Source organism: Giesbergeria giesbergeri, from assembly GCF_054779375.1.
Genome location: NZ_BAAGYJ010000001.1, coordinates 887,302 through 897,217 on the forward strand (window position 1 = coordinate 887,302; position 9,916 = coordinate 897,217).

Sequence of the window (9,916 nt, forward strand, 5' to 3'; positions counted from 1 at the left end):
CAGGCATGGCACACACCCGCAGCGCAGCGATTATGGGACAGCCACCGTGGGACAATCGTGCCGCGCCCCCTTGAGGCTTGGCGTATTTTTCCTGTTTATTCTTGGTACGGGCCTGTTCGGCCCTCAAGCCCCATGACTGATTTTTCTGCTACCGTCTCCACCGCATTCACCCTCAGTGATTTTGATTTTGAGCTGCCCCCAGAGCATATTGCCCAGCACCCGGCCCCCGAACGCAGTGCTTCGCGCTTGCTGGATGGCCGTGGCGCACAACCAATAGACCGCATTTTCCGCGAACTGCCCAGCCTGCTGCGGGCCGGTGATTTGTTGGTGTTTAACGATACCCGTGTGCTCAAGGCGCGCATTTTTGGCGAGAAATCCAGCGGCGGCAAGCTAGAACTGCTGATTGAACGGGTGCTCTCCGACCATGAGGTGGTGGCGCACATGAAGGTGAGCAAAAAACCCCAGCCCGGCGCTACCCTGCACATGGCAGGAGGTAGCCACCACGGGGGCTTTGATGCCGTGCTGCTCGGGCGCTACCCCGATGAGAACGGCCCGCTGTTTCGCTTTGCACTGCACGGCCCAGCCCACGAAAATGCGTGGACATTGATGGAGCGCCACGGCCACTTGCCGCTGCCCCCATACATTGAACGCCAGCAAGCCGAAGGCAACGACCCCAACGCTGCCCAAGACACCCAACGCTACCAAACCGTGTTTGCCCGCACCCCAGGTGCTGTGGCAGCACCTACAGCGGCGCTGCACTTTGACGATACGGTGCTGGCTGCACTGGCTGCCCAAGGCGTTGAACGGGCCAGCGTGACGCTGCATGTGGGGGCAGGCACCTTCCAGCCCGTGAAAACCGAAAATCTGGCCGAGCATCAAATGCACAGCGAATGGTACGAAATACCACTGGCCACCTTGGCAGCACTGGAACGCTGCCGCCAGCGCGGGGGCCGGGTGGTGGCGGTGGGCACCACCACTGTGCGCACACTGGAGTCGTGGGCACGCTCGGGCCAAACCAGTGGCGACACCAATATCTTTATCACACCGGGGTTTGACTTTCAGGTGGTCAACCTGCTGCTGACCAACTTTCACCTGCCCAAGAGCACGTTGATGATGTTGGTCAGCGCATTTGCCGGTTATGCGCAAGTGATGGGGCTGTACCACTACGCTATCAAGCGCAATTACCGCTTCTTCAGCTATGGCGATGCCATGTTGTTGGAGCGCCGCGCCGACACGGAACGATCAACGCCCCAGACGCTGTGAGACGAAATCGGCGTCCTTATCGCCACGGCCCGACAGATTGACCAAAATGGTCTGCTCGGGCGACATGGTTTTGGCGACCTTCATGGCATAGGCCACGGCGTGGGCACTTTCGAGCGCCGGGATGATGCCTTCGGTGCGCGACAGCGTCATAAAGGCATCGAGGCACTCATCGTCGGTGATGCTTTCGTAGTTCACGCGGCCAATGTCTTTGAGGTAGCAGTGCTGCGGCCCCACGCCGGGGTAATCCAAGCCGGAGGCAATCGAGTACACCGGCAGCGGCTCGCCTTGTGCATCTTGCAAGGTGTAGCAGGCAAAACCGTGGATCGCCCCCTTGGTACCGCGTGCCATCGTGGCAGCATGGTCGGGGGTGTCCAAGCCCTTGCCAGCAGGTTCTACGCCCACCAGTTGCACCGCTTCGTCGGGCAAAAATTCGGTAAAAATGCCCATCGCGTTAGAGCCACCGCCCACACAAGCCACCACCATGTCGGGCAAGCGGCCATGCTGCGCCAAGCACTGGGCACGGGCTTCGCGCCCCACAATGCTTTGGAAGTCGCGCACCATCTTCGGGAATGGGTGCGGCCCGACCACCGAGCCAATGGCGTAGAAGAAATTGACCGGGTCTTTCAGGTACTCTTCAAACGCGCTATCCACAGCGTCTTTGAGCGTACGTGTGCCGCGTGTGACCGGCACCAGCTTGCAGCCCAAAATCTTCATTTTGGTGACGTTGGGATGCTCTTTGGCGATGTCGATTTCGCCCATGTGGATTTCGCACTCAATCCCCACCAAAGCGCAAGCCGAGGCCAGCGCCACACCATGTTGACCAGCGCCGGTTTCGGCCAGCACCTTGGTTTTGCCCATGTGCTTGGCCAGCAATGCCTCGCCCAAACAGTGGTTGATTTTGTGCGCACCGGTGTGGTTCAGGTCTTCGCGCTTGAGCACAATGCGCGCGCCGCCTTGGCGCTGTGACAGCCGCTTGGCATGGAAAATGGGGCTGGGACGACCCACATAGTGGGCGTACAGCTCGGCCAATTCATCCTGAAAGGCTGCGGTTTGGCGCACTTGGTCATAAGCAGTGTTGATGTCGTCCATGACCGCCTTGAGTTCTGGCGGAATGAGCTGGCCGCCATACTCGCCAAAATAACCTTGGCTATCGGGCATGTCCAAAAACTGGTGCTCCATTGGTGTCTCCTGATGGGGGTAAAAAAAGCGTAGCTGCGCATTGTCACATCAGCCCTTTCACCACCCTTGCACCTCCCCAAGCAGTTGTTAGGACTGTGCCTGCCGAAAAGCCCGTGCCTGCCCAAAGTGCCCACACCCTATAAAGGGCACCGGCGGACGCAGCGCCGACAACGGCGACGGATGGTTGGCACACAGCACCAAATGCCCCCGGTCTGTGGGAATCAAAGCCCGTTTGGACTGTGCGTGCGATCCCCAGAGCATGAACACCACTGGGCGTGGCCCCTGTGCTACTTGGGCAATAACGGCATCGGTCAGGCGCTCCCAACCCTTGCCCGAGTGGCTGGCGGCCTGTCCTTCCTCCACCGTCAGGCAGGTGTTGAGCAACAACACCCCATTTTTTGCCCACTTGACCAAGCTGCCTCCCGGCTGTGGAAAAGCAGGCCAAGGCGTACCCAAATCGCGCTGCAACTCCTTAAAGATATTGCGCAGCGATGGCGGCAGTGCCACACCAGGAGCCACTGAAAATGCCAGCCCCTCGGCCTGCCCGCGCCCATGGTAAGGGTCTTGCCCCAAAATGACCACACGTACAGACTCGGTTGGCGTCAACTCCAGCGCCCGCAAGGGCCACGGTGGAAAAACAACGGCCCCGGCTTGCAAGCGCGCCTGCAAAAAGGCCAGCAACTTCTGCCCCGCAGTGCTGGCAAAAAACCCGTCTACCAAGGCTTGCCAACCAGGGGCCACAGGCCAATCGGCAGGATTTGCGCTTTGGAGTTGGGTAGGAAGAACAACGGACGGGTTCATAGCACTGTCAGCGTTCATAGTGTCCGCTTCAGCGTGATGGCACCACGAATGTCCCCTGGAGCATAGCCAGTGGCTTTGTCGTGTGGGTACAGCTCGTGCAGCTTGGCCTTGAAGCTCTGACTCAGGTGCTCGGGGTTGCCGTGGCAACTGAGACACAGGGTTTGCGTAGGCAGCGCCTTGATATAGCGGTAGGTGCGTACATTGCCATCGCCCACCACGACCTCGCCTTTTTCCAGCGTGGCAGGCGCTTCGCCCGCAGCCTGACGCTGGTCAAACTCTTGCAGCACCGCGGTTTCCCAGGCGTCAGGCGTGGCGTTTGGATTGCGGTTTTTCAGGCTGACACGGCGGATGTGCCAGCCCGTCTTTTCTGAAGCAGCCTTGGCCATTTGCGGTGCTTTTTCACGGCAAACCCCCATCGCCCCTTCTGGCCCTGCCTTGGCCATTTCGTCTTGCAGCACGGCCAACAGCTTGGGCGGTATCTCGGTAGCAATGCTACGCGCCTGTGCCAGCAGCTTGTCCTCCTGCGCCCAGACTGGCATGACCGCTACCACCCCCGCCACCATAGACAGCAAAGTGACTATTTTTCTCATTGGGTGCTCCTTTTGTGCTCCTGCAACAAAACCATCAGGCAAACAGCTTGGCCAGCTCCAGCCCTGGTTCGGGGGCTCGCATAAAAGCCTCCCCCACCAAGAAGGCATGGACACCGGCGCTGCGCATCGTTTGGACATCGGCAGGCGTCAGAATGCCCGACTCAGTGACCAACAACCGATCTTGTGGCACATGACGCTGTAAGTCCAGCGTAGTTTGTAAGCTCACATCAAAGGTACGCAGGTTGCGGTTGTTGATGCCCAGCAATGGCGTCTTGAGCTGGAGGGCGCGCTCCAATTCCGCGCCATCATGCACTTCCACCAAAACCGCCATGTCTAGGCTGCGGGCAATCGCTTCAAAGTCTTGCATCTGTGCATCGTCCAAGCAAGCAGCAATCAACAAGATGGCATCGGCACCCATGGCACGGGATTCATACACTTGGTAGGCATCCACCAAAAAATCCTTGCGCAACACCGGCAACTGACAACTGGCCCGTGCTTGCTTGAGGGCGTCAATGCTGCCCTGAAAAAACGAGCGATCGGTCAGCACCGACAGGCAAGCAGCACTGACTTTGCCATCGCCCTCAGCATAGCTTTGTGCAATGTCGGCAGGAATGAAGTCGGCACGGATCACGCCCTTGCTGGGGCTGGCCTTCTTCACTTCGGCAATCACCGCCGCTTGGCCCAGCGAGATCTTGGCACGCAGGGCGCCCACAAAGTCGCGGGTTAACACACGGCTTTCGGCATCGGCGCGCATGGCAGACAAAGATTTGCGGTTTTTTGCCGCAGCGACCTCCTGTACTTTGACGTCGCAGATTTTTTTCAGAATGTCGGACATGGTGAGGGTTCCTGGTAGGGGCAGCACACCGCCGCGGTGTACCGCATTTCAGCCACGGATTGTCGGGCCATTCCGGCAGACACCATAGCCCCCACCGTCAGGCGCTCTGCCAATCATTGAGCCCGGTACACCGCACAACAGCCCATCGCACCCCATAGAGATTAAGGTGGTGGTGTCGATTCGTCTTGACCGGGGGCCAAGGGCTGCGGTGGCGCCTGGGGTGAACGCACCACCTTCATGATGATGCGGTGCATCACCACCCCCACCACCAAAAACAACAATGAAATACCCAGCACAATCCAAGTGCCGGAGTCCTGCCAAATTGGCGCATCCCAAAGGCTGGTGGACATAGTGTGCTTTCGGGGCTTAGGCCGCTATTTTTTGTGTGTAGGCCACCAGCGCCTCCAACTTGGCTTGGGCAGCGCCACTGTCAATGGCTCGTTGTGCCAGCACCAACCCATCGGCAATGCTGTCAGCTACATTGGCTGCATACAGCGCCGCCCCAGCGTTCAAGCAGACAATATCGCGTGCCGGGCCCGCTTTGCCTGCCAACACATCCAACACCATAGCGCGGGACTGCTCTGGGGTATCGACCCGCAATTGGCGGGTGCCTACCATCGGTAGGCCAAAATCTTCGGGGTGAATTTCGTACTCGATGATTTGGCCGTTTTTGAGCTCCCCCACCAAGGTGGAGGCACCTAGGCTGATCTCATCGAGTCCATCGCGACCGTAAATCACCAGTGCATGTTCAGCGCCCAAACGCTGTAAGGCCCGCACCTGGATACCCACCAGATCTTCATGGAACACCCCCATCAAAATATTGGGGGCGCTGGCTGGATTGGTCAGTGGCCCCAGAATATTAAAGATGGTGCGCACCCCCAACTCCTTGCGCACCGGAGCCACATTCTTCATGGCTGGGTGGTGGTTGGGTGCAAACATAAAGCCCACGCCCACGTCAGCAATGCACTGCGCAATCTGCTCCGACGTCAGATTGATTTGTACGCCCAGAGCCTCCATGGCATCGGCACTGCCGCTCTTGCTGCTCACGCCGCGCCCACCATGCTTACTCACTTTGCCACCCGCGGCCGCAATGACAAAGGTAGCGCAGGTGGAGATATTGAAGGTATTGGCCCCATCACCACCCGTGCCCACAATATCGACCAGATGGGTGGCATCTGCCACTTGCACCTTGTGCGAGAACTCGCGCATCACTTGGGCAGCAGCCGCAATCTCGCCAATGGTTTCCTTCTTCACGCGCAAGCCCGTGACGATGGCCGCCGTCATCACGGGCGAGAGTTCACCACGCATGATGAGCCGCATCAGGTGCAGCATTTCGTCGTGAAAGATTTCGCGGTGCTCAATGGTGCGCTGTAGCGCCTGCTGGGGGGTGATAGACATGGTTCTGACAGAGAAGGGAGAAGACTGCAACCCACGGGCTGGGGGTGCCAGTCTTCTAGTCTAGCGTCAACGTCCGGCCCCTCTGCCATCCAGAGGCTCCCGTAGAAAATCAGCCACCAAGGCCAGCACTTGTGCGGGCCTTTCACGGTGGGGCACATGCTGGGTCTCTGGCATCAGTGCCAGCTGCGCTGGCCCTACCACCTGTTGCACGATCTGCTGCGGGTGGCGTGGCGAGCCATATTCATCGTCCACACCATGAATGGCGAGCACCGGGCAGGCCACCAAAGGCAGTGCAGGCGCCAACGACCAATCGGCAAATGCAGGATGCAACCAAGAGCCGATCCAAGCATCCAGCACCCAAGCCGCCTTGTCACCGTGGTACTTGTGCAAACGGGCCATCTGTTCGGCATCGCCAAAAAACACCTTGGCTTGCTCTAGGCCTTGAATGGTGCGGTCTTCCACAAATGCCTGGGCAGATTCGGTGATCAACGCCTCACAGGCCTCCGGAAACCGGGCAGCACACCCCACGGCCATACCACCCCCTACACTGTGACCGAACAGCACAAAACGCCCCACGCCCAATTGCTGGCGCACGGCAGCAAAACTGCCTTCGGCCTCTTGCAGCACAAAATCCAATGGCAGCTTGCCCCAGTGCGGACTGGACTGCCCAAAGCCCAGCCGATCATAGGCAATGACCTGCCGCCCAGTGGCCGCACACAGTGCTGCCGGAAAATCACGCCACAGCACAATGCTGCCCAAAGAATCGTGCAGCAAGATGATGGGCACTTGAGAGAGCCGTGCTGGTGGCGACCAAACGCGCACCCGCAGGCTCCCCTGCGGGACGGACACCCATTGATCTTGGGCAGTGATGTGCTGAACGGTAGGAGGCATGACCATGGGGGTTGACCCGGTTGATGAGACCGAAAGAGAACCCCCATCATAGTTGACGTTTACGTCAACGTAAGCTTACCCATCATTTTGTAGATGACAAACGACTACAACATCGGTGGTGCTGCTGGCTCGGTGGGGCCGCATCCAACCCCACGCTGCTGCAAAAAGTTGCGCAACATGGCATGACCGTGCTCGGTCAGGATGCTCTCGGGATGAAACTGCACCCCCTCCACGGCCAAGGTTTTGTGGCGTACGCCCATGATTTCGCCATCATCCGTCCAGGCGGTAATCTCTAGGCTGTCGGGGCAGCTAGCCCGCTCAATTGCCAATGAGTGGTAACGGTTGACGGTAAATTGCGCAGGCAGGCCCGCAAATACGCCCTGCTGTGTGGTGGTGATGACGCTGGTTTTGCCGTGCATTTGCTGCTGCGCCCGCACAATCTTGCCACCAAAGGCCGCCCCAATCGCTTGGTGGCCCAAGCAGACCCCCAAAATTGGCAGCTTGCCTGCAAAATGCTGAATGGCTGCCACCGAAATGCCTGCCTCTGCCGGAGAACATGGCCCCGGCGAAATCACCAACCGATCCAGTTCTCCAGCATCTAACCGGGCCTGAATGTCGGCGACGGTAATTTCGTCATTGCGAAACACTGCTACCTCGGCCCCCAACTCGCCAAAATATTGCACGATGTTGTAGGTAAAGCTGTCGTAGTTATCAACCATCAAGAGTTTCATGGCCGCGCTCCTTGGGGTGTGTGCAGGCGGGCAAATTCGCTGTGCTCGTGGGCAATCGAATGCTCCATCAGGCTGCGGTAAATGGCCTCCATCACATCGGGCAAACCACCATGCAGGGCCGCACTGGCGCGCACACGGGCGACGATGGCTTCGATGCGCTCCTCGTCGCGCACTTGCGATGGGTCTTGCTTGATGCGGGCGGCTTGGGTCATGTAGCCGGTGCGTTGCACCAGCAGGGGCACCAACACATCGTCCAAAGCATCTATGTGGCGGCGCACGTCTTGCATGGTGGTGCAGTGCTGCACGTTGTCGATGGCACGGGTCATTCCAAGCCCTCCTCTACCAGTTCTGCGGCACGCAGCAGGGCGCGGGCCTTGTGTTCGGTTTCTTTCCATTCCAGCTCGGGCACCGAGTCGGCCACCACTCCCGCTGCGGCTTGCACATACAGCGTGCCGTCTTTGATCAGGCCGGTGCGGATGGCAATCGCCAAATCCATATTGCCCGCGTAGCTCAGGTAGCCACAGGCACCGCCATAAATGCCACGTTTGCTCGGTTCCAACTGGTCAATCAACTCCATCGCATGGACTTTGGGTGCGCCCGTCAGGGTGCCTGCTGGGAAGGTGGCTTTGAGCACATCCATGCTGGTCATGCCCTCGTTGAGGATGCCCTCCACGTTGCTGACAATGTGCATCACATGGCTGTAGCGTTCCACCACAAAGGCTTCGGTCACTTTGACGCTGCCAATTTGGGCGATGCGGCCAATATCGTTGCGGGCCAAGTCAATCAGCATCACATGTTCAGCGCGCTCTTTCGGGTCGTTGATGAGCTCGACCTCGGCGGCTTTGTCTTGCTCGGGCGTGGCTCCGCGCGGGCGCGTACCGGCCAGTGGGCGGATGGTGACTTTTTGCCCCTCGGGGGTTTGCTCTTGGCGCACCAAAATCTCGGGCGAAGAGCCCACCACCTGAAAATCGCCAAAATTGTAAAAATACATATAGGGCGATGGATTGAGCGAACGCAGGGCGCGGTACAAGCTCAGCGGCGATTCGGTATACGTTTTGTGAATGCGCTGGCCCACCTGCACCTGCATAAAGTCGCCTGCCGCAATCAACTCTTTGGCATGGGCCACAGCGGCTAAGTAGTCGTCTTTGGCAAAGCTGCGCTGGGCCGGGTGGCTGGTGCTGGCTTGCACCACCGGGGCCACCACGGGCGCTTGCAACCGCTGTTTGAGCTGGTGCAGGCGCTGCTGTGCTTGGGCGTAGGCTTGGGGCTGACCCGGGTCGACATAAACAATCAGAGACAGCTTGCCCGACAGGTTGTCAATTACCGCCAGCTCTTCGCATTGCAACAGCAAAATATCAGGGCAACCCAAAGTATCGGGGGGGCAACTGGCTTCGAGTTTTTTCTCGATATAGCGCACGGCGTCGTAACCAAAGTAGCCCGCCAAGCCACCACAAAAGCGCGGCAATCCGGGCAACAGAGCCACCTTGAAACGCTGCTGGTATTGGGCGATAAAGTCCAGCGGATTGCCCGTGGCGGTCTCTATCACCACACCATCGGTCACTACTTCGGTGTGGGCGGCGTGGCCAAAGCCACTGGCGCGCAGCAAAGTGCGCGCAGGCAAGCCAATAAAACTGTAACGGCCAAAGCGTTCGCCCCCCACTACCGATTCCAGCAAAAAGCTGCGTTGACCGCCATCTTGGCTATGCGCCAATTTGAGATACAGCGAGAGTGGGGTTTCTAAGTCCGCAAAGGCTTGGGCCATGAGCGGAATACGGTTGTAGCCCTGTTGGGCCAAATGGTGAAATTCAGATTCTGTGATCACGGGGGATAGATCCCTGCTGGGGCGGCACATGCTGGCGTGGACAAAGACGCAGTGCCACAGTGTTCATGCAATCGGCCTCCGCTAGAGCCAGGGGAGACCACGGGGGCGTGCAGGGCCATGCCCGCACGCATCAAGCGCAGCAATAGACAGAGCGACGCCAGGGCCAAGCTCCCCGGTCACTTTGACCTGCGATGAACACGCGGTGGATGAACATGGGCCAAAGTGTAGCAAACAGGCTTCTGCCAAACCCACAGCAAGGGACTCTTGGGCCTTGCATCCCATTGACATCCTCCCCGCCCTAAAGGACGGGGATTCCTACTGCTAGACGGCGATGCCCCGCCGCGAGAATGTTGCGTGCTGCATTCACATCGCGGTCGTGTTCCGCCCCGCAATCGCTGCACTTCCA

Annotated in this window: 12 protein-coding genes; 1 reads left to right on the forward strand and 11 read right to left on the reverse strand. The window is 59.0% G+C overall.

Translation table 11 applies throughout. The annotated features are described in order from the left end of the window. Positions 1-132: 132 nt before the first annotated feature. Entirely contained in the window at positions 133-1,263 is a 1,131-nt protein-coding gene (gene queA, locus ACYVB2_RS03980) for a tRNA preQ1(34) S-adenosylmethionine ribosyltransferase-isomerase QueA (protein ID WP_382428807.1), read from the forward strand. On the opposite strand, the gene trpB is transcribed toward queA, so the two are convergent. From trpB to ACYVB2_RS04035, 11 genes are all read right to left on the reverse strand, one after another. Beyond that, positions 1,243-2,442: a tryptophan synthase subunit beta gene (gene trpB / locus ACYVB2_RS03985; protein WP_382428805.1), complete on the reverse strand. Its 1,200-nt coding sequence runs from the start codon at positions 2,440-2,442 to the stop codon at positions 1,243-1,245. The genes queA and trpB overlap by 21 nt on opposite strands. Positions 2,443-2,529: 87 nt before the next feature. Beyond that, a complete protein-coding gene (locus ACYVB2_RS03990; RefSeq protein WP_382428803.1) occupies positions 2,530-3,243 on the reverse strand; it encodes a uracil-DNA glycosylase in 714 nt (237 codons plus the stop codon). A gap of 14 nt (positions 3,244-3,257) precedes the next feature. Further along, positions 3,258-3,833 (reverse strand): Tll0287-like domain-containing protein, encoded by a 576-nt coding sequence (locus tag ACYVB2_RS03995; protein WP_382428801.1) that lies wholly within the window; start codon positions 3,831-3,833, stop codon positions 3,258-3,260. Positions 3,834-3,867: 34 nt separating this feature from the next. Continuing rightward, entirely contained in the window at positions 3,868-4,668 is an 801-nt protein-coding gene (gene trpC, locus ACYVB2_RS04000) for an indole-3-glycerol phosphate synthase TrpC (protein ID WP_382428799.1), read from the reverse strand. Positions 4,669-4,829: 161 nt separating this feature from the next. Continuing rightward, positions 4,830-5,018, reverse strand: coding sequence for a hypothetical protein (locus tag ACYVB2_RS04005; RefSeq protein WP_382428797.1), 189 nt, complete (start codon positions 5,016-5,018; stop codon positions 4,830-4,832). A gap of 16 nt (positions 5,019-5,034) precedes the next feature. Beyond that, positions 5,035-6,066 carry an anthranilate phosphoribosyltransferase gene (gene trpD, locus ACYVB2_RS04010; RefSeq protein WP_382428795.1) on the reverse strand — a complete coding sequence of 344 codons (1,032 nt, stop codon included), beginning with the start codon at positions 6,064-6,066 and terminating at the stop codon, positions 5,035-5,037. Between the two features lie 66 nt (positions 6,067-6,132). Beyond that, the gene (locus ACYVB2_RS04015; protein WP_460535357.1) at positions 6,133-6,957 is read right to left on the reverse strand and encodes an alpha/beta fold hydrolase; all 825 of its coding nucleotides are present in this window, start codon (positions 6,955-6,957) and stop codon (positions 6,133-6,135) included. Between the two features lie 104 nt (positions 6,958-7,061). Further along, positions 7,062-7,688, reverse strand: a complete 627-nt coding sequence (locus tag ACYVB2_RS04020; protein ID WP_382428791.1) for an aminodeoxychorismate/anthranilate synthase component II — start codon at positions 7,686-7,688, stop codon at positions 7,062-7,064. Next, positions 7,685-8,014, reverse strand: coding sequence for a chorismate mutase (locus ACYVB2_RS04025; RefSeq protein ID WP_382428789.1), 330 nt, complete (start codon positions 8,012-8,014; stop codon positions 7,685-7,687). Before ACYVB2_RS04025 ends, ACYVB2_RS04020 begins: the two co-directional genes overlap by 4 nt. Next, positions 8,011-9,510, reverse strand: a complete 1,500-nt coding sequence (gene trpE / locus ACYVB2_RS04030; protein WP_382428787.1) for an anthranilate synthase component I — start codon at positions 9,508-9,510, stop codon at positions 8,011-8,013. Before trpE ends, ACYVB2_RS04025 begins: the two co-directional genes overlap by 4 nt. 298 nt (positions 9,511-9,808) lie before the next feature. Then, positions 9,809-9,916 (reverse strand): zinc ribbon domain-containing protein (locus ACYVB2_RS04035; protein ID WP_382429761.1); only part of this gene is annotated, 108 nt, incomplete at its 5' end.

What these genes read in the sequence shown, in the direction of transcription:
- ACYVB2_RS04025 (WP_382428789.1), bottom strand. Translation starts at nt 8,014, where the DNA reads ATGACCCGTGCCATCGACAACGTGCAGCACTGCACCACCATGCAAGAC.
- queA (WP_382428807.1), top strand. Translation starts at nt 133, where the DNA reads ATGACTGATTTTTCTGCTACCGTCTCCACCGCATTCACCCTCAGTGAT.
- ACYVB2_RS04020 (WP_382428791.1), bottom strand. Translation starts at nt 7,688, where the DNA reads ATGAAACTCTTGATGGTTGATAACTACGACAGCTTTACCTACAACATC.
- trpB (WP_382428805.1), bottom strand. Translation starts at nt 2,442, where the DNA reads ATGGAGCACCAGTTTTTGGACATGCCCGATAGCCAAGGTTATTTTGGC.
- trpD (WP_382428795.1), bottom strand. Translation starts at nt 6,066, where the DNA reads ATGTCTATCACCCCCCAGCAGGCGCTACAGCGCACCATTGAGCACCGC.
- ACYVB2_RS03995 (WP_382428801.1), bottom strand. Translation starts at nt 3,833, where the DNA reads ATGAGAAAAATAGTCACTTTGCTGTCTATGGTGGCGGGGGTGGTAGCG.
- trpC (WP_382428799.1), bottom strand. Translation starts at nt 4,668, where the DNA reads ATGTCCGACATTCTGAAAAAAATCTGCGACGTCAAAGTACAGGAGGTC.
- ACYVB2_RS03990 (WP_382428803.1), bottom strand. Translation starts at nt 3,243, where the DNA reads ATGAACCCGTCCGTTGTTCTTCCTACCCAACTCCAAAGCGCAAATCCT.
- ACYVB2_RS04005 (WP_382428797.1), bottom strand. Translation starts at nt 5,018, where the DNA reads ATGTCCACCAGCCTTTGGGATGCGCCAATTTGGCAGGACTCCGGCACT.
- ACYVB2_RS04015 (WP_460535357.1), bottom strand. Translation starts at nt 6,957, where the DNA reads ATGCCTCCTACCGTTCAGCACATCACTGCCCAAGATCAATGGGTGTCC.